At 43.4% G+C, this 21,248-nt stretch carries 11 protein-coding genes and 2 tRNA genes; 12 read left to right on the plus strand and 1 reads right to left on the minus strand.

Annotated features, from left to right (window positions below; translation table 11 throughout):
* Positions 1-266 precede the first annotated feature (266 nt).
* On the plus strand, positions 267-2,690 hold the full coding sequence (locus tag BSAG_RS10700) for a DUF2339 domain-containing protein (RefSeq protein WP_004314380.1): 2,424 nt from the start codon (positions 267-269) through the stop codon (positions 2,688-2,690).
* 94 nt (positions 2,691-2,784) lie between these two features.
* Here BSAG_RS10700 and trpS read toward each other — a convergent pair whose 3' ends face one another.
* Positions 2,785-3,879: a tryptophan--tRNA ligase gene (gene trpS, locus BSAG_RS10695; protein WP_004314379.1), complete on the minus strand. Its 1,095-nt coding sequence runs from the start codon at positions 3,877-3,879 to the stop codon at positions 2,785-2,787.
* Positions 3,880-4,305: 426 nt separating this feature from the next.
* Here trpS and carB point away from each other — a divergent pair, with 426 nt between their 5' ends.
* The 11 genes from carB to BSAG_RS10640 all read left to right on the plus strand — a co-directional run bounded on the left by carB (position 4,306) and on the right by BSAG_RS10640 (position 20,549).
* Positions 4,306-7,527 (plus strand): carbamoyl-phosphate synthase (glutamine-hydrolyzing) large subunit, encoded by a 3,222-nt coding sequence (carB, locus tag BSAG_RS10690; RefSeq protein WP_004314378.1) that lies wholly within the window; start codon positions 4,306-4,308, stop codon positions 7,525-7,527.
* Between the two features lie 244 nt (positions 7,528-7,771).
* Positions 7,772-8,545 (plus strand): peroxide stress protein YaaA, encoded by a 774-nt coding sequence (gene yaaA / locus BSAG_RS10685; RefSeq protein ID WP_004314377.1) that lies wholly within the window; start codon positions 7,772-7,774, stop codon positions 8,543-8,545.
* Positions 8,546-8,548: 3 nt separating this feature from the next.
* Positions 8,549-9,103 (plus strand): sugar O-acetyltransferase, encoded by a 555-nt coding sequence (locus tag BSAG_RS10680; protein ID WP_004314376.1) that lies wholly within the window; start codon positions 8,549-8,551, stop codon positions 9,101-9,103.
* Between the two features lie 312 nt (positions 9,104-9,415).
* Positions 9,416-9,490: transfer RNA gene (locus BSAG_RS10675), tRNA-Val, on the plus strand.
* A 34-nt stretch (positions 9,491-9,524) separates the two neighbouring features.
* Positions 9,525-9,599, plus strand: a tRNA-Val gene (locus BSAG_RS10670).
* Positions 9,600-9,741: 142 nt separating this feature from the next.
* Positions 9,742-11,088 (plus strand): adenylosuccinate lyase, encoded by a 1,347-nt coding sequence (gene purB, locus BSAG_RS10665; protein ID WP_004314375.1) that lies wholly within the window; start codon positions 9,742-9,744, stop codon positions 11,086-11,088.
* Positions 11,089-11,162: 74 nt separating this feature from the next.
* Positions 11,163-12,650 (plus strand): pseudouridine synthase, encoded by a 1,488-nt coding sequence (locus BSAG_RS10660; RefSeq protein WP_008641865.1) that lies wholly within the window; start codon positions 11,163-11,165, stop codon positions 12,648-12,650.
* A 105-nt stretch (positions 12,651-12,755) separates the two neighbouring features.
* Positions 12,756-14,159 carry an asparagine--tRNA ligase gene (asnS, locus tag BSAG_RS10655; RefSeq protein WP_004297192.1) on the plus strand — a complete coding sequence of 468 codons (1,404 nt, stop codon included), beginning with the start codon at positions 12,756-12,758 and terminating at the stop codon, positions 14,157-14,159.
* A 139-nt stretch (positions 14,160-14,298) separates the two neighbouring features.
* A complete protein-coding gene (locus tag BSAG_RS10650; RefSeq protein ID WP_004305582.1) occupies positions 14,299-14,790 on the plus strand; it encodes a DUF4488 domain-containing protein in 492 nt (163 codons plus the stop codon).
* Between the two features lie 257 nt (positions 14,791-15,047).
* Positions 15,048-16,256, plus strand: coding sequence for a glycoside hydrolase family 88 protein (locus BSAG_RS10645; protein WP_004314704.1), 1,209 nt, complete (start codon positions 15,048-15,050; stop codon positions 16,254-16,256).
* Between the two features lie 195 nt (positions 16,257-16,451).
* Positions 16,452-20,549 (plus strand): hybrid sensor histidine kinase/response regulator transcription factor, encoded by a 4,098-nt coding sequence (locus tag BSAG_RS10640; RefSeq protein WP_008016505.1) that lies wholly within the window; start codon positions 16,452-16,454, stop codon positions 20,547-20,549.
* The last annotated feature ends 699 nt before the right edge of the window (positions 20,550-21,248 follow it).

Raw genomic sequence — 21,248 nt, forward strand, 5'->3', positions numbered from 1 at the left:
GTGAATAATTTGTGTGATTTTTATTGATATTGTGGCAAAGATAGGAAAAAGAAGAATAAAAGCCGTATAATTGTTTGAAATTTGTAAGCTCTATTCTTTTTTATAAAATGAGGAGATTTTTTTCCTGATTTAGAGGATTTGTATCCTGATTTATGCAATTGATGTAAAATTGCATTGTTGGGATAATCCAAATAATTTAATAACAATTGATTGGAGCTATTAATAATTATCTATATTTGTGCTATAGAACTCAAATCTGGAATATTATGGACGACTTTAATACCGTATATGCACTACTCGTTTTAGTTATGTTATTTATTTTATTGAGTAGGTTGGACAATCGCTTCGGAAAAATAGAGAAAGAGTTGAATGAGATAAAGAAACGGATGGAAGATTATCTCAAGGTTCAGCAAAATTCTGTTGCTGAAGCCTCCAAGCCGAAAGAGGAAATATCAGAAAAAGAAACAAAAGATATTCCTGTGATGCCTCAAGCGGTAGAGCATGTTAAGGCAGTAAAGACCGGACAACGAGAAGAGGCTGTTCAGGAAAAACACGAACCGGTTGTTGAAGCAGTTGTCCGTGAGACATTGGAAAAGACGCCTGAAAAGACGCTTGAAACAAGAATGGAGGAAGTTTGTGTAGAGGCTGTTCGGAAGGAATCCGCTGAATCTTCGACTGTGCCAGTTGTACCGGTTACTCCGGCTACTCCGGTTGTTCCGGTTGCCCCGACTGTTCCGAAACAAAAGAAGCAGGTGAACTATGAAAAATTCATCGGTGAGAATCTTTTCGGGAAGATTGGTATCCTTATATTTGTAATCGGTGTAGGTTTCTTTGTAAAGTATGCCATTGATAAAAACTGGATTAATGAAACCTTCCGTACCGTGCTTGGTTTCTTGACGGGAGCTGTATTGCTGGCTGTTGCCGAACGGTTGCAAAAGAAATACCGAACCTTCAGTTCGCTGCTTGCGGGTGGTGCTTTCGCTGTGTTCTATCTTACAGTTGCCATTGCTTTCCATTATTATCATATTTTCTCGCAGACTATGGCATTTATCATTCTGATTGGTGTCACAGTGTTTATGTCTATTCTGTCTGTGGTATATAATCGGCGTGAGTTGGCTATCATTTCTCTTGTAGGAGGATTCCTTGCGCCATTCATAGTGAGTAGCGGGGAAGGAAGTTATTTGGTACTGTTCACTTACGTGAGCATATTAAACCTGGGTATGTTCGGACTTTCCATTTATAAAAAGTGGAGTGAACTTCCAATGATTTCATTTGTCTTTACTTGCCTGATAATGGGAATCTTTCTTTTGTTTAACTATACCTCTAGTTCTACGGTTATTTCGAGCCATCTGTTTTGGTTTGCTACTCTGTTCTATTTTATCTTTCTACTTCCGGTGTTCTCTATCCTTCGTGGAGAGAATATGCGGACGATGAGCCGGGGATTAGTATTCGTCATTATAACGAATAATTTTATCTATTTACTTTCAGGAGCCTTATTCTTGCGGAATATGGGATTATCTTTCAAAGCAAGCGGCTTGTTGAGCCTGTTTATCGCACTCGTTAATTTAGGACTGGTGCTTTGGCTCTGGAAGAACCGCAAAGAGTATAAATTTCTGGTTCATACCACACTGGGACTTGTATTGACATTTGTCTCTATCACTATTCCGATTCAACTGGACGGAAACTATATAACCTTGCTTTGGGCATCGGAAATGGTATTGCTGTTGTGGCTCTATGTTAAGTCGAAACTTAGAGTATATGAGTATGCGGCTAAAGTTCTGGTAGGACTCACTTTCGTTTCTTACTTGATGGATGTGTATAGTGTGATGTTTGAACATCATTCCTTAGATACAATTTTTCTGAATAGTTCATTTGCCACCTCTTTGTTTGTGGGATTAGCGACAGGAGCATTTGCTTTATTAATGGAATATTATCATTCCTTCTTCTCTACGGCACGCCGGTTGAAATACAGCTTCTGGAATCCTTTTATGCTTATCGTCTCCGTAATCATACTTTATTATACATTTATGATGGAATTCAATTTGTATTTTGAAGGGGCGACGAGAAGCGGAGCTATGTTCTTGTTTACAGCCATATCCATTTCGAGTGTTTGCTATGCTTTCAGAAAACGATTCCCGATAACGAAACATCTCACTTCTTATATCTTGACTATCGGGGCAAACGTACTTGTATATATTATAAATATATGGGGCGACCAGAGAATATGGACTTCCCCTCCTGTTGTACTACCATGGCTGACAGCTGTGTTCGTAATAGCGAATTTGTATTATGTAGCACGTATGTACTATACATCAATCGGCATAAAATCCCGTTTCACCGTATATCTGAATATTCTTGCCACGCTCCTTTGGCTGACAATGGTACGCTCTTTCCTTTGGCAAGTAGGAGTGGACGATTTCAGTGCCGGGCTGTCACTCTCATTAAGCATTGCCGGGTTCGTCCAAATGGGGTTGGGCATGCGCCTGCATCAGAAACTACTCCGCATGGTGAGCCTTGCGACTTTCGGATTAGTCCTGCTCAAACTCGTCTTTGATGATTTATGGGCTATGCCGACCATTGGCAAGATTATTGTATTTATCATTCTGGGATTGATATTGCTGATACTTTCATTCCTTTATCAGAAATTAAAGGATGTGTTGTTCAAGAATGACGAGGAAGAAACAAACTGAATCTTTGAAAAATATCCGATAAGAAAGGCTGCCTGTTCTACAAAAGAAGGGCAGCCTTTACCTTATAATTATGTTTATTCCCAGACGAAATCTTTTACTCTTGCGAGAAACGTTTCACCTGCTCTTCGATTAATTCCTTATCATCAAAATAATTAATCTTCATCGCCTTCTTCACGTCAGCCAAAGTCTCGGCAGCCGCAGCCCTTGCCACTTCGCAGCCTTGCTGAAGCATCTCGTAGATAGCAGGGATATCCTTGCTGAACTCCTTGCGACGATTGCGAATCGGTTCCAAAGTCTCCTGCATGATGGAATTTAGGAAACGTTTTACTTTCACGTCACCCAATCCGCCGCGTTGATAATGCGCTTTCAGTTCTGCCAGATTCGGATAATCCGGTAAATAACGTTCGAAATGTTCGGGGAGGCAGAAAGCATCTAGGTAAGTAAATACCGTATTACCTTCAATTTTTCCCGGATCTTGTACGCGGAGATGTCCCGGGTCGGTATACATACTCATAATTTTCTTTTGGATTTCTTCCGGTTCTTCCGAAAGGTAGATGCAGTTTCCGAGCGATTTACTCATTTTAGCTTTACCGTCAGTTCCCGGAAGACGCAGACAAGCTGCATTGTCCGGCAACAGGATTTCCGGTTCTACCAATGTCTCACCATATATATAGTTGAAACGGCGAACGATTTCGCGAGCCTGTTCGAGCATCGGTTCCTGGTCTTCACCCACAGGGACAGTTGTTGCGCGGAATGCTGTAATGTCTGCTGCCTGGCTGATAGGATAAGTGAAGAAACCTACGGGAATACTTGCTTCAAAGTTACGCATCTGGATTTCCGATTTCACAGTCGGGTTACGTTGCAGGCGGGATACGCTGACAAGGTCCATATAATAGAAACTAAGTTCGCATAGTTCCGGTATTTGCGACTGGATGAAAATCGTAGCTTTAGTCGGATCAATACCACAAGCCAGATAATCAAGAGCAACTTCGATTACATTCTGACGCACCTTTTCCGGATTGTCTATATTGTCTGTCAATGCCTGTGAATCGGCAATGAAGATAAACATCTTACTATAATCACCTGCGTTTTGCAGGTCAACTCTGCGTTTCAACGAACCTACATAGTGACCGATATGAAGTCTTCCGGTAGGACGGTCGCCCGTCAATATGATTTTTTCTTTTCCCATATTTATTACCTTATTATATAATGGCGACAAAGATAAGGATAAAAACTGAAAGAAACATCAAAATGCAGTTACTTCATGATTTGTGCCTGCTTAAGATAAGAATGTAATCATTAAAAGCCAATGGAAAAACGACTGTTTCATTAACGCGGTAAATTATTTCAGTAAAAAAGTGAACATATCTTTTTGTCATGTGCAAAATATGTCGTTACTTTGCACAAATTTTGAAGTCAACAATGAATCAACAGGAAATTAGAAGCAAGTATTATTTACATTCGGATGTTTTGCACCCGGAAACGGCAGGCTTCTTCTTTTATTTCCAAAAACGATATTTTAGTTCTTTGGTAATGCGTTAATCCTTTTTTGAGGGTAACGCATTTTTTTTATGAACGAACTTAGAAATAACAACTTATTATAACAACAAAAGAAATGGAAAAGGAAATCAAGAAAGTTCTCGTTTTGGGTTCTGGAGCACTCAAAATCGGACAAGCCGGAGAGTTCGACTACTCAGGCTCACAAGCACTGAAAGCTTTGAAAGAAGAAGGTATCAGCTCAGTATTGGTAAACCCGAACATCGCAACCATTCAGACTTCTGAAGGTATTGCCGATAAAGTGTATTTCCTTCCCGTGAATACTTATTTCGTAGAAGAAATTATCAAGAAAGAACGTCCCGATGGTATCCTTTTGGCATTCGGCGGACAGACTGCATTGAACTGTGGTGCTGAACTTTACACACAAGGTGTTCTTGATAAGTATGGAGTAAAGGTACTTGGAACTTCGGTAGAAGCTATCATGTATACAGAAGACCGTGACTTGTTTGTGAAGAAACTGGACGAGATAGAAATGAAGACTCCGGTCAGCCAGGCAGTAGAAAACATGGAAGATGCCATTGCTGCTGCACGCAGAATTGGTTATCCTGTCATGGTGCGTTCTGCTTATGCACTGGGTGGTCTTGGTAGCGGTATCTGTGCCAATGAGGAAGAATTCCTGAAATTGGCAGAGAGCTCATTTGCTTTCTCCAAACAAATTCTGGTAGAAGAGTCTTTGAAAGGCTGGAAAGAAATCGAATTTGAAGTGATCCGTGACGCTAACGACCATTGCTTTACAGTAGCCAGCATGGAAAACTTCGATCCGCTGGGTATTCATACCGGCGAATCAATTGTAGTAGCTCCCACCTGCTCGCTGGATGATAAAGAACTGGCTTTGTTGAAAGAACTTTCTACCAAATGTATCCGTCACCTCGGTATCGTGGGTGAATGTAACATTCAGTATGCTTTCAACTCTGAAACGGATGACTACCGTGTGATTGAAGTAAATGCCCGTTTGAGCCGTTCTTCTGCATTGGCTTCTAAGGCTACCGGTTATCCGTTGGCATTCGTGGCTGCTAAAGTGGCACTTGGTTACACACTCGACCAGATTGGTGAGATGGGAACCCCGAACTCTGCATACGTAGCTCCGCAACTTGACTACTATATCTGTAAAATCCCTCGTTGGGACTTGACGAAGTTTGCCGGTGTATCCCGTGAAATCGGTTCAAGCATGAAATCAGTAGGTGAAATCATGTCTATCGGTCGCTCTTTCGAAGAAATCATCCAGAAAGGCCTTCGTATGATCGGTCAGGGAATGCACGGTTTCGTAGGTAATGACGAACTGCACTTTGATGATCTTGATAAAGAGCTTTCTCGCCCGACTGACTTGCGTGTTTTCGCCATTGCACAAGCAATGGAAGAAGGTTACACCATCGAACGTATCCATGACCTGACAAAGATCGACCCATGGTTCCTTGGCAAACTGAAAAATATCGTAGACTACAAAGCGAAACTGTCTACCTATAATAAGGTGGAAGATATACCTGCCGATGTAATGCGTGAAGCTAAAGTGTTAGGTTTTTCTGACTTCCAGATTGCCCGTTTCGTACTGAATCCAACCGGAAACATGGAGAAAGAAAACCTGGCAGTGCGTGCTCATCGTAAGTCTATGGGTATCCTCCCGGCTGTAAAACGTATTAATACAGTTGCTTCCGAACATCCGGAACTGACTAACTATCTGTATATGACTTATGCAGTGGAAGGCTACGATGTAAACTATTATAAGAATGAAAAATCAGTAGTCGTACTGGGTTCGGGTGCTTACCGTATCGGTAGCTCTGTAGAATTTGACTGGTGCTCGGTGAATGCAGTTCAGACTGCCCGCAAACTGGGTTACAAGTCTATCATGATTAACTACAACCCTGAAACGGTTTCTACTGACTATGATATGTGCGACCGTCTCTACTTCGACGAACTTTCGTTCGAACGTGTACTTGATGTAATCGACCTCGAACAACCTCGTGGTGTGATCGTCTCGGTAGGCGGACAAATCCCGAACAACTTGGCTATGAAACTTTACCGTCAGTCGGTTCCTGTATTGGGTACTTCTCCGATTTCTATCGACCGTGCTGAAAACCGTAACAAGTTCTCTGCTATGCTCGACCAACTGGGTATCGACCAACCGGCTTGGATGGAACTGACCAGTCTTGAAGAAGTGAAGGGATTTGTAGAAAAAGTAGGCTACCCGGTATTGGTTCGTCCTTCTTACGTCCTTTCAGGAGCAGCAATGAATGTTTGCTATGACGATGAAGAATTGGAAAACTTCCTGAAGATGGCTGCCGAAGTTTCTAAAGAATATCCGGTTGTTGTTTCCCAGTTCCTTGAAAATACGAAAGAAATTGAATTTGATGCCGTTGCGCAGAATGGTGAAGTGGTAGAATACGCAATCTCCGAACATGTAGAGTTTGCCGGTGTTCACTCCGGTGATGCTACTTTGGTATTCCCGGCACAGAAGATTTACTTTGCAACAGCTCGTCGCATCAAGAAGATCAGCCGTCAGATTGCTAAAGAACTCAATATCTCCGGTCCGTTCAATATCCAGTTCCTGGCTCGTAACAACGAAGTGAAAGTAATCGAATGTAACTTGCGTGCTTCTCGTAGCTTCCCGTTTGTTTCTAAAGTTCTGAAACGTAACTTTATCGAAACTGCTACCCGCATCATGCTGGATGCTCCATACTCACGTCCGGATAAGTCAGCATTCGATATCGACTGGATTGGTGTAAAAGCTTCTCAATTCTCTTTCTCTCGTCTGCACAAGGCTGACCCGGTATTGGGCGTAGACATGTCTTCTACTGGTGAAGTGGGATGTATCGGTGACGATTTCTCTGAAGCATTGCTGAATTCAATGATTGCTACCGGATTCAAGATTCCTGAAAAAGCTGTGATGTTCTCTTCCGGTGCAATGAAGTCGAAAGTAGATTTGCTGGATGCCAGCCGTATGCTGTTTGCTAAGGGATATCAAATTTACGCAACTGCCGGAACTGCTGCCTTCCTGAACGCTCACGGTGTAGAAACGACTCCAGTTTACTGGCCGGATGAAAAGCCGGGTGCAGAGAACAACGTCATGAAGATGATTGCTGACCATAAGTTTGATTTGATCGTTAACATTCCGAAGAATCACAGCAAGCGTGAGTTGACGAACGGTTATCGTATCCGTCGCGGTGCAATCGATCATAACATTCCGTTGATTACCAATGCTCGTTTGGCAAGCGCCTTTATCGAAGCATTCTGCGAATTGAAACTGAATGATATTCAGATTAAGAGCTGGCAGGAATATAAATAAAAACAGCTTTAGCTGTCTATTAGATAAGGAGAACTCTCTCTTTGGCTTGTCCAAAGGGGGAGTTTCTTTTTTTATTAGTAAATATAGCACATCAGAGTGTGGTCTATATAGGGAGTGTTTTGTTATTAATAAATGATTAAAGTTAATTATTGGTTGAAACTAAGTAGAATCTGTCTATCCATCAGCAAGAGAAGCGATTTATTTTTTATTTTTGTTTCTTGAAAAGATAAAATCAGATAAAACAATGTTAGTACTTCTATCTTGTGCCAAGACTATGAGTGAGACTTCAAAGGTGAAAGTACCTTTGAAGACAGTTCCACAATTTCAAAAAGAAGCTTCCGGGATTGCTTTGCAGATGTCACAGTTTTCGGTGGATGAACTGGAACGCCTGTTGCGTATAAATGCCAGGATGGCGGTGGAGAATTATAAGCGTTATCAGGCTTTTCATGCAGAAGACACATCGGAACTGCCCGCTTTGCTGGCTTATACCGGAATTGTATTCAAGCGACTGAATGCAAAGGATTTCTCGAAAGAAGAATTTGAATATGCGCAGGAACATCTGCGGTTGACTTCTTTCTGTTATGGGTTGTTGAGGCCTTTAGATGTCATTCGTTCCTACCGCTTGGAAGGAGATGTAGTGTTGCCGGAACCGGGTAATCAGACCATGTTCTCTTATTGGAAATCCCGTCTGACGGATGTCTTCATCGAAGATATAAAGAAAGCGGGAGGCATACTCTGCAATCTGGCTAGCGATGAGATGAAAAGTTTGTTCGATTGGAAGCGTGTGGAGAGAGAAGTACGTGTCGTTACTCCCGAATTTCAGGTGTGGAAGAACGGGAAATTAGCTTCGATAGTGATCTATATCAAGATGTCCCGTGGTGAAATGACGCGGTTTATTCTGAAGAACAGAATCGAAAATCCGGAGGATTTGAAAAGCTTCTCCTGGGAAGGATTCGAATTTAACGAATCTCTTTCGGATGAAAAGAAGTTTGTATTTACTAACGGTAAAGAAATATAAAGTATGACGGAAGTAGAAAAGATGCGTAGTAGCCAGTTGGCTGATATGGCTGCGCCGGAATTGCAGGTGCGTTTTGAACATGCCAAGAAGCTGCTGGCGCGTATGCGGGGAATGAGTACTTATGATGAGGGGTATCGGGAATTATTGGAAGAACTGGTACCGGAGATTCCTGAAACTTCAATAATCTGCCCGCCTTTCCATTGCGATCATGGAGACGGAATCAAATTGGGTGAACATGTATTTGTGAATGCCAATTGCACTTTCCTGGATGGAGGATATATCACGATAGGCGCCCATACGCTGGTTGGACCTTGTGTGCAGATTTATACGCCGCATCATCCGATGGATTATCTGGAAAGAAGAGGCTCTAAGGAATATGCTTATCCGGTGACGATTGGCGAAGACTGCTGGATTGGTGGCGGTGCTATTATCTGTCCCGGCGTGACGATTGGCAATCGCTGTGTGATAGGGGCGGGGAGCGTTGTGACGAAAGATATTCCCGACGACAGTGTGGCAGTCGGGAATCCGGCACGTGTTGTTCGCAAACAGGTTGTTTAACGTTTGACCGGAAAAGTTATTTCCCGGATTTAAGCGTTCCTGCGTTACTATCTTTGTTGGGAATTCGTTTTCCTGCAGATTTTATTTTAATTATTAATGATAGAAAAAGAGGCGCGACTATCTTTATTTTGTTCTGTTTATTAGATGAACCGGAAGAAGTGAAAGTGGCAAGAAAAAAGTTTTTATTATTATTTGCTGATAATCAGAGTGTTTCTTTATTTGATAAAAACTTTCTTGAAAAATAATACATGAAATGTTTGCAGAATTCAAAAAATGCCGTACCTTTGCATCGCTTTTGAAACGGAAGTGTACGGGCGTTTAGCTCAGCTGGTTCAGAGCATCTGCCTTACAAGCAGAGGGTCGGCGGTTCGAATCCGTCAACGCCCACACAAAAAACGAAACACTTCCGGCTCATTAACAAGGGCGTTTAGCTCAGCTGGTTCAGAGCATCTGCCTTACAAGCAGAGGGTCGGCGGTTCGAATCCGTCAACGCCCACACCAAAAAGGAAGTCTTACGAAGAAATTCGTGAGACTTTTTTTATTTCTTACCTCTTTTATACAAACTTTCTTTCTCCTTTTATCTTATAACTCAGGAAAAAGAGTTAATTTTGCAGTCTGATAATTATCTAAGAAAACGTATGGAACTTGATGTATTAACGGCCATATCCCCGATTGATGGTCGATATAGAGGCAAAACTAAAGCTTTGGCAGCTTATTTCTCTGAATTTGCACTGATTAAATACCGTGTACAGGTAGAGGTGGAGTATTTTATCACCTTGTGCGAACTTCCTTTGCCGCAATTGAAAGGAATCGATAGTAGCGTGTTTGAAACTTTACGGAATATCTACCGTAACTTCTCCGAAGCAGACGCACAACGCATTAAAGATATCGAAAGTGTAACTAACCACGATGTGAAAGCCGTAGAATACTTCCTGAAAGAAGAGTTTGACAAGATGGGCGGAATGGATGACTATAAAGAGTTTATCCACTTCGGACTGACTTCTCAGGATATTAACAATACGTCTGTTCCTCTTTCTATCAAAGAGGCATTGGAGCAGGTTTATTACCCGTTGATTGAAGAGCTGATTGCACAGTTGAACACCTATGCGACAGAATGGGCTAACATTCCGATGCTTGCCAAAACTCACGGTCAGCCGGCTTCTCCTACCCGTCTGGGTAAAGAAGTGATGGTATTTGTTTACCGTCTCGAACGTCAGTTGGCTATGTTGAAAGCATGTCCGCTTACCGCTAAGTTTGGCGGTGCTACCGGAAACTACAATGCGCATCACGTGGCTTATCCTCAATATGACTGGAAACAATTCGGCAATCGGTTTGTTGCAGAAAAACTGGGACTGGAACGCGAAGAATATACAACGCAGATTTCGAACTATGATAACCTCTCTGCTGTTTTTGATGCTATGAAGCGTATCAATACCATCATGGTGGATATGAATCGTGACTTCTGGCAGTACATCTCTATGGAGTACTTCAAGCAGAAGATCAAAGCCGGAGAAGTGGGCTCGAGCGCTATGCCGCATAAAGTGAATCCGATTGACTTTGAAAATGCAGAAGGTAACCTGGGCATAGCAACGTCTATTCTGGAACATTTGGCTGTGAAGCTTCCTGTTTCCCGTTTGCAGCGTGACTTGACAGACTCAACAGTGTTGCGTAATGTCGGTGTACCTTTCGGTCATATCGTGATTGCCATCCAGAGCTCTTTGAAGGGATTGCGCAAACTGTTATTGAACGAACCGGCTATTTATCGTGATTTGGATAATTGTTGGAGTGTAGTGGCAGAAGCTATTCAGACCATCCTGCGCCGTGAGGCTTATCCGCATCCGTATGAAGCTTTGAAAGCGTTAACCCGCACCAACCAAGCTATTACAGAAAGTTCTATTAAAGAGTTTATCGAAGAATTGAATGTAAGCGAAGATATTAAAAAAGAGTTAAGAGCAATCACTCCCCATACATATACGGGGCTTTAATTGTTTACTTATATAATAAACGTGTTTTTTAAATAGGCCGTGAGGCCAAAGTCTAATTTTATTCGAATAAAAAAATGAGCACAGAAAACGAAGAATGGCGCGAAAATTCTTTCAATGAAGAGAATACAGGTGCCGGCCGTGATGGTAACAGGTCTTACAACAGAGAAGGTGGAGAACGTCCGTATCGCCCTTCTTACAACCGTGAAGGCGGGGATCGTCCGTATCGCCCGCGATTTAATGCCAACAATGAAGGAGGCGAACGCCCGCAGCGTTCGTACGGTGACCGCTCTTATGGCGACCGTCCCCAACGTCCTTCTTACAATCGTGAAGGTGGAGATCGTCCGTATCGTCCTCGCTTCAATAACAATAATGAAGGAGGTGAACGCCCGCAACGTCCTTACAACCGCGAAGGTGGTTCTTATGACCGTCCTCAACGTCCTTCTTACAACCGTGAAGGTGGTGACCGTCCTTACCGTCCCCGCTTCAATAGCGGCGAAGGTGGTGAGCGTCCGTCTTATGGCGACCGTCCTCAACGTCCTTCTTACAACCGTGAAGGTGGCGACCGTCCTTACCGTCCCCGCTTTAATAACGGCGAAGGTGGCGACCGTCCTCAACGTCCTTCTTACAACCGTGAAGGTGGTGACCGTCCGTATCGTCCCCGTTTCAATAACGGCGAAGGTGGCGGCTATCGCAGCAACAACGGCGGTGGAGGTTATCGTCCGAGATATAATAACGACCGTCAAGGAGGATATCGTCCTCGTCCGCGTACCGGCGATTATGATCCGAACGCTAAGTATAGCGTAAAGAAACAGATCGAGTACAAGGAACAGTTCGTTGATCCGAATGAACCGATTCGTCTGAATAAGTTCCTGGCTAACGCAGGTGTTTGCTCCCGTCGTGAGGCTGATGAATTTATCACAGCAGGTGTGGTTTCTGTAAACGGTGAAGTGGTAACGGAATTGGGTACGAAGATCAAACGTTCGGATGTGGTTAAGTTCCACGACGAACCGGTAAGCATCGAACGCAAGGTATACGTATTGCTGAATAAACCGAAAGATACCGTTACTACATCGGACGATCCGCAGGAACGCCGTACAGTAATGGATTTGGTGAAAGGCGCTTGCAACGAACGTATTTATCCGGTAGGACGTCTGGACCGTAACACGACTGGTGTACTGTTACTGACGAATGACGGTGATCTGGCTTCCAAGCTGACACACCCGAAATTCCTGAAGAAGAAAATTTATCATGTTCATCTGGACAAGAACCTGACTAAAGCAGATATGGAGCAGATTGCAGCTGGTATCCAGTTGGAAGATGGCGAAATCCATGCAGATGCGATCAGCTATACAGATGATTTCAAGAAAGACCAGGTAGGTATCGAAATTCACTCCGGTAAGAACCGTATTGTTCGTCGTATTTTCGAATCACTGGGTTATAAAGTAGTAAAACTCGACCGTGTGTTCTTCGCCGGACTGACCAAAAAAGGTCTGCGTCGCGGAGACTGGCGTTACCTGTCGGAAGCAGAAGTAAACTACCTCCGCATGGGTTCGTTTGAGTAATAAGTCAATAAATAACAACTTGACAGAGGACGGGGAAAGAAAGCAGGAAAGAATTCATCCTGCATTTGAAACCTCGTCTTCTTGTATCTAAAAAGAAAAAGTTAAATGGAAAAGATTGGTAGAACAAAAATTGTTGACCTGTTGAAGCGCACAGACATTGGCGCTATGGTCAATGTGAAAGGATGGGTTCGCACCCGTAGAGGTAGCAAACAAGTAAACTTTATCGCACTGAATGACGGTTCTACAATAAATAATTTGCAGATCGTAGTAGATTTGGCTAATTTCGATGAAGAGATGCTGAAATTGATTACTACCGGCGCTTGTATCAGCGTGAACGGAGAAATGGTAGAATCAGTGGGTTCCGGACAGAAAGTGGAAGTACAGGCTCGTGAAATCGAAGTGCTGGGTACTTGCGATAATACATATCCATTACAGAAGAAAGGCCACTCTATGGAATTCTTGCGCGAGATTGCTCACTTGCGTCCGCGTACCAATACATTCGGTGCTGTGTTCCGCATCCGTCACAACATGGCGATTGCTATTCACAAGTTCTTCCATGAAAAGGGCTTCTTCTATTTCCATACGCCGATCATTACGGCTTCCGATTGTGAAGGTGCCGGACAGATGTTCCAAGTGACTACCATGAACCTGTATGACTTGAAGAAAGACGAGAGAGGTTCTATCTCTTATGAAGATGATTTCTTCGGTAAGCAGGCAAGTCTGACTGTTTCCGGTCAGCTGGAAGGTGAGTTGGCGGCTACTGCTTTGGGAGCTATCTACACATTCGGTCCTACGTTCCGTGCCGAAAACTCCAACACTCCCCGCCACTTGGCAGAGTTCTGGATGATTGAGCCGGAAGTGGCTTTCAACGACATTACAGACAACATGGACTTGGCAGAAGAGTTCATCAAATATTGTGTGAAATGGGCGTTGGATAACTGTGCGGATGATGTGAAGTTCCTGAACGATATGTTCGACAAAGGCTTGATTGAACGTCTGCAAGGTGTATTGAAAGATGATTTCGTACGTTTGCCTTATACAGACGGTATCAAGATTCTTGAAGAAGCTGTTGCGAAAGGACATAAGTTCGAATTCCCGGTTTACTGGGGCGTGGACCTGGCTTCCGAACACGAACGTTTCTTAGTGGAAGAACACTTCAAACGTCCGGTGATTCTGACTGACTATCCGAAGGAAATCAAGGCCTTCTATATGAAGCAGAACGAAGACGGTAAGACAGTACGTGCCATGGACGTTCTTTTCCCGAAAATTGGTGAAATTATCGGTGGTTCCGAACGTGAAGCCGACTATAACAAGCTGATGACCCGTATTGAAGAAATGCACATCCCGATGAAGGATATGTGGTGGTATCTGGATACCCGTAAGTTCGGTACTTGTCCTCACTCCGGTTTCGGATTAGGGTTCGAACGTCTGTTATTGTTTGTAACAGGTATGGCGAATATCCGTGACGTGATACCGTTCCCGCGTACACCAAGAAATGCTGATTTCTAATATTTCGGTATATTTATGTAAAACTCGCATAATCTTCAGGTTATGCGAGTTTTTTTATGCTCTGAATTGCTGTATTCTCAAAATAAATCTTTATATTTGGAAATACGCATTCGAGAGTGTTAACTAAAATAATACAACAATGAAAAAGCTCTATTTCTTTACCATGCTTTCAATAATGTTGTTAGCGGTAACAGGTGCGACGGCCCAGAAGAAAACCAAATTCAAAGCGGCCGATTTGAAAGGTATTTGGCAGCTCTGCCATTATGTATCCGAGTCTCCCGATGTTCCGGGAGCGTTGAAACCCAGTAATACATTTAAAGTATTGAGTGATGACGGACAAATTGTTAACTTTACCATTATTCCCGGTGCGGATGCGATTATTACTGGATATGGTACTTATAAACAACTCACGGACGATTCTTATAAGGAAAGTATCGAGAAGAACATTCATCTCCCGATGCTGGATAATCAGGACAATATTTTGGAGTTTGAGATTAAAGACAATGATTATCTCCATCTGAAATATTTTATCAAGAATGATTTGAATGGAAATGAGTTGAACACCTGGTATTATGAAACCTGGAAGAGGGTGGAGATGCCGGCTAAATTTCCGGAAGATATTGTGAGATAGAAGAGCGCGTACTTTTTGGTGGAGGCACGGATTTTGCAAAAGGCTGCATAGTTGTTTGGTTATGCCTGACAACAGCTTATTTGGTAAAATCCGTGCCTGTTTTTCTATAAAAGATAAAAACAAAGCACTTTTGGACAAAATCAAAGTCCGTAGAAATAGAAACAAAAATGAAAAAATAGATTTGCAAAGGGGCTGTCCGCGACTTGCTCTAACTTTGTTGCCAGTAATAGAATACAGTAACAAAATAAAGTGGAACAATGAAAAACAAACTTTTACTGGCGGTAGGGAGTATGGCGCTCCTGACTGCTTGCGATGCTTCAAAAGGAAATGAGATGGCATGGTTTGACCATGCAGTGAAAACATCGGGACATCAGTTGCTCTATATGGCAGAACAATTGAAGAATGAACCGGATACCGCCTGTTTTCCCCGTTCTATTAAAGAAGGAAAGTACAGACTGGAGCACCCCACAGATTGGACGAGTGGTTTCTATCCCGGTTCCATGTGGCTGGCATACGAGTTGACTGGTGATGAGGCTCTCGCAAAAGAGGCGCGTAAATATACGGACCGTCTGCAGGATATGCAATATTATACGGGTAATCATGATTTGGGCTTTATGATGTTTTGCAGTTATGGGCAGGGCATCCGTTTGAAACCGGAGCCAACGGACAGTTTGATTTTGATTCATTCTTCTGAAAGCTTGTGCTCCCGTTTTCGTCCGGAAGTCGGACTGATTCGTTCGTGGGATTTCGGTGAGTGGAGCTATCCGGTGATTATTGATAATATGATGAATCTTGAAATGCTCTTCTGGGCTTCGGAGCAAACCAATAATCCGAAATATCGTGAAATAGCCATCTCTCATGCCGACAAAACGTTGAAGAATCACTTTCGGGAGGACATGACCTCCTACCATGTGGTGAGCTATCTGGCAGATAGCGGTGAGGTAGAGTCGAAAGGAACTTTTCAGGGATATGCCGATTCTTCCGCTTGGGCGCGTGGACAGGCTTGGGGAGTGTATGGTTATACCATGTGTTATCGCTTCACCAAGCAACAGAGCTATCTGGATGCCGCTCATAAAATAGCGCGGTTCATTATCGATCACCGTCCGTCCGAAAATGACTATGTACCTTATTGGGATTATGATGCTCCCAATATTCCGAATGAACCGCGGGATGCTTCTGCAGCTGCCGTAACAGCTTCTGCATTGCTGGAGTTGAGTGGTTATGGCGACAAGAAACAAGGGGAAGAATATTTCCGTTATGCGGAGCATATCCTGAAACAGTTATCCTCTGATGATTATTTGGCCAAGGAAGGAGAAAATCATGGCTTCATCCTGTTACATTCGGTTGGCAGTTTCCCGCACGACAGTGAAATTGATACTCCGCTCAATTATGCTGATTATTATTATCTGGAAGCCTTGAAACGTTATAAAGATCTGAAAGAAAAATCAGAAAATCCGTCTTACTAACTTGAAGAGAAACCGTAAAAAATTTAAAGTTCAGGGCAACCGCATCTAAAATATGAATTTATAACTGTCGGACTTTGGCGCAGTTGTCCTGTTTTGAGCCGATGCCGGTCCTTTATATGAGTTAAAAAACGGGATTCATTTATCAGATTGAATTGAAAATACTTATCTTTACGATAAATTCTTCAATATTAGCTCATGAAAGACCGACATTTGCTATTTAGATACCTATTCGGATTAACCGTTTGCATTTTATTTTTTCCTTTGGCTGTATCGGCCGCCGACAGCTTCATCCATTTTAAGCGATTATCCGTGGATGACGGGTTGTCGCAAAATACTGTGCTCGCTCTGACACAAGATCATAATAATAAGCTTTGGGTAGGCACCATAGACGGGTTGAACTGGTATGAAGGTTCCCGTTTCGTTTCGTATTATAAAGCGCCGGATGATACGACCAGTCTGGCAAACAATCATGTCTATTCACTTCATACCGATTCGAAAGGTACGGTATGGGTAGGCACACAGGTCGGTTTATCCCGTTATAATATAGTAGGGAATAATTTTACCAATTATTCGTCACCGGACAATCAGCCGATGCAAGTATTGGCTATCGGAGAACCGGAGGAAGGCGACCGGCTTTTGCTTGCTACCAATATCGGTCTGCTGGTTTTTGATAAAAAGACCGGGCGGATGAAAGTGCAGCCGGAACTTGCCGGAAAAACGATCTATTCTGTTTGCCGGATGAATGACGGTTTCCTGTTGGGTACTTCGGAAGGTGTTTATTTCTATTATGTACGCAACGAAAACGTGACCCGGCTTCTTCTCCAGTTGAAAGGAGAAACCATCTCCGATATGCTCTATGACGACAAAACCGGCAACTGTTGGCTGGCTTCATTGACAAACGGGGTGTATTGTGTGGATAACAACTTTCAAATAAAACATCATTATAACAAGCAAAATACTCCTGCTTATTTCCTTACGAACTCGGTCAGGACATTGTCCGGAGATGATAAAGGAAGGGTTTGGATAGGAACCATGGAAGGTTTGCTTATCCTTGAACCGGAGACGGGAACTTTCCGTATCTGCCGTTTTTCTCCTGAAGATCCGACTACCTTGGGGCATAATTCCATCCGCTCTATCTTGAAAGATAATCAAGGGGGAATGTGGATCGGTACATTTTATGGCGGGCTTAATTATTATCATCCTCTCGCTCCGTCATTCGGGCGCTTGCAACATTCCGCCTGGAGGAATTCGTTAAGTGATAACACGGTGAGCTGTATTGCCGAAGACCCGGATAATGGCAATCTCTGGATTGGCACGAACGACGGCGGATTAAATTATTATAACCGGAAAACCGGAGTCTTTTCATATTACCGGACGGGTACTTCCACCAATGCTTTAAAGTCGGACAATATAAAATGTATATGGACGGACAAGGATGGAAGTGTCTATATCGGCACTCATGGAGGGGGAATGAGTCGTCTGTATCACCGGAGTGGCAGGATAGAAACATATTCCTTTCCCCATTCTACTTCCCTGACTAACAGTTGTTATTCCTTATTGGACGGAACGGATGGAACGCTTTGGGTAGGCGGCATGAGCGGGCTTTACCTTTTCGACAAACAGACCGGCGAACTTTCACAGCATCCGTTGGCTAAAAAGCATAAAAAGTTGGAGAATGTATTGATATATACCTTGTTTCGCGATTCAAAAGGAAGAATCTGGATTGGTACGGAAGAGAGCTTGTTTTTGTATGCCGGCGGGAAACTGGAAGAACTGCATCTTTCCTCTTCGGCTTATCTGCATGGGTTGATACAGGCTTTCTGTGTACAGGAGGATAGCCGTCATGAAATCTGGATCGGTTCTTCCACAGGATTATATTGCTATAAGGAAGGAGCACCGACTGCCTGGAAACACTATACGATGAAAGACGGTTTGCCAAACGATTTTATTTATAATATACTGGAAGATGAACGGGGGCGTTTATGGTTGACAACTAACAAGGGACTGGCTTGCTTCAATACGGAGGAGGGTACTTTCCTCAACTATACGAAGCAGGACGGATTGCCTCACGATCAGTTTAACTATTTCGGAGCTTGCAAAGCGCACGATGGTACATTCTTTCTGGGGTCTCTTGGGGGCGTTGCCTATTTCAAGCCATACGAATTGGGTGATAATCCATATTCCCCGGATGCGGTAGTGACAGGAGCCGTTGTCTTAAATCAGGTGATTACGGATATGAAAAGTGAACGGGTACGTTATTATCAGGACGAGCAAGGGCGGATGCTGGGTATGTCGTTCCCTTCCGATCAGAAACTTTTTAATATCCGGTTTGCCGTTATCAACTATTTGGCTGGCAAACGGAACCAGTTCGTTTACAAATTGGAAGGCTTTGAAACCGAGTGGAACTACTCCCGTCATGTTTCCTTTGCACGGGCAAGTTATTCCAATCTCCCGCCCGGTGAGTATGTATTCAAGGTGAAGGCATGTAACAACAATGGAAAGTGGAGCGAGGCGACCACTGAATTTTTTGTGCATATCATTCCGATGTGGTATCAGACCTGGTGGGCAAAGACACTTTTCATCTTCTTTTCTGTAGGGCTTCTCGTCTTTGTGATCTATTTTTTTATTGCCCGTGCCAAAATGAAGATGCAAGTCCGGATCGAACAGATAGAACGAAACAAGATAGAAGAAATCAGTCAGGAGAAAGTACGTTTTTACATGAATATGTCTCATGAGTTGCGTACTCCGTTGAGTCTGATACTGGCTCCGTTGGAGGAACTCTTGGGGCAGAGCAATCTGAAAGGAACTCCGGTACAGCAGAAGCTGGATTACGTTTATAAGAACGGTCGTAAGTTGTTGCACATTGTCAACCAGTTGCTGGATTTCCGTAAAGCCGAAGCAGGTGCAATGCCTATTCATGTTGCGCAGGTGGATGTAGAAGAACTGTTGCAAGATGCTTTTGCCCTGTTTAAAGAAAATGCGCAGAAGCGTGCTATCAGCTTTCATATAAAATCCGATCTGGAAGGACGATTGTTTCCGGCGGACCGGACGTATGTAGAGACTATCTTGATGAACCTGTTGTCTAACGCCTTTAAGTTTACACCGGACGGTGGAAGTATTTCGCTTTCCTTATGGACAGAGGGAGATACCTATGGCTTCACGGTAAGAGATAGCGGAATCGGTATGTCTCCGGAACAGCTAACCCACATTTTCGAACGTTTCTATCAGGTAGACGGTCAGCGAAAAGGGACGGGTATCGGGCTGTCATTGGTGAAGATGCTGGTAGAAAAGCATCACGGCACTATTACGGTAGCAAGCGAACCTGCTCAATATACCGAATTTAAAGTCACGCTACCTGCTGATATGGCTGCCTTCACGGAGAAAGAGCGTGAATTGCCGGCACATGAAGTCGAAACATCTGCTTCTCTCCGGGAGCTTCCGGTGGCTGATGAATATTTCTCTGGTGATGCGTCGGCTATAGTTGCAGAAGAACTATCGGACGGTGATCAGATAGAAGCCGGCAGTGAGGAAGAGCGTCCTACTATCTTGTTGGTAGATGACAATAAAGAGATGGTGGATTACCTGAAAGATAATTTCCGGCAGAACTATGTGACGCTGACCGCCGGAAACGGCGAAGAAGCATTGGCTATTATGAAAGAGCATCGTGTGGATATTGTCCTTTCCGACGTGATGATGCCGGGTATTGACGGTATCAAACTTTGCCAGCTTATTAAACGAAATCTGCAAACCTGCCATATTCCCGTCCTGCTGTTGTCTGCCAAAGGAAGTGTCGATGCACAGACGGAAGGCATTCAGGCTGGGGCGGATGATTACATTGCCAAACCGTTCTCGATTCATTTATTGAAAGGAAAAATCGCTAATCAACTGAAATCACGCCAGCGGTTGAAACACTATTATTCGAATACGATTGATATAGATACTGCTAAAATGACTTCGAATAATCTGGATGAAGAATTCATGAGCAAAGCTATTCAGGTGGTAGAAGAAAATATCAGTAATGAAGACTTCACCTCTGATGAGTTGGCAAGCCAGCTTTGTATGAGCCGTTCATCACTGTATCTCAAGATGAATTCCATATCCGGTGAACCGCCTGCCAACTTTATCCGGCGCATCCGTTTTAATAAAGCGTGTAAATTGTTGCTTGAAGGGCGCTACTCCATTTCGGAGATTAGCGGAATGGTAGGGTTCGGATCTTCTTCTTACTTCTCTACCAGTTTCAAGAAGTATGTCGGTTGTCTGCCATCGGAGTATGTGAAGCAGCATACAAAGTAATTGTTTTGCGGTTATGCATTTGTTCACCACAGAGGACGCGGAGGAAACAGAGGTGAATCTTGTTCATGCGGGTGCAGAAATGAATGAGAGTTTTTTGTCTACTATAAAGTTGAAAAACATAAAAAAATCTGCCACCTGCAACCAAACGCGTGTAATACACTAGTTAATAAATAGTTGGAACGTGGCAGATACTGTGGCAGATAGGTTGCAGATAAAGTATCTGCAACGCGTTATATAATCAAAGAAAAAGCCTTGATTCCTTTATGCAAAGCTATGGGATAATTGGGGTGACTCTATGGATAATTTGTGGTGTCTCTACGGGGAAACGACAGTATCCTTACGTAGAAACTGTAGTGTCCCGCCTTAGAAACTCTCGTTTCCTGCCGTGGAAACTGTAATTTCTAATGCCGGAAACGACAGTTCCCCGCCTGGAAACGGGAAGTTAATGCATACAATAAACTTTTGCCCTCCTGGAGAATTGGCTTATGCAAGGCTTATACTGTGTTGCAGATACTTTGATCTGCAACCTATCTGCAACAGTATCTGCCACGCTCCAACTGCTTATCAGCTAGCGCATTACACGCGTTTGGTTGCAGGTGGCAGATGTTTTTATGTTTTTTCAACTTTATAGAGGAAGGATTACGCATCAAAATTAGGGTCACCACCGTAAGTCATAAACCAAATTCACCTCTGTGTCCT

This window comes from Bacteroides sp. D1 (assembly GCF_000157095.2).
GTDB lineage: Bacteria > Bacteroidota > Bacteroidia > Bacteroidales > Bacteroidaceae > Bacteroides > Bacteroides xylanisolvens.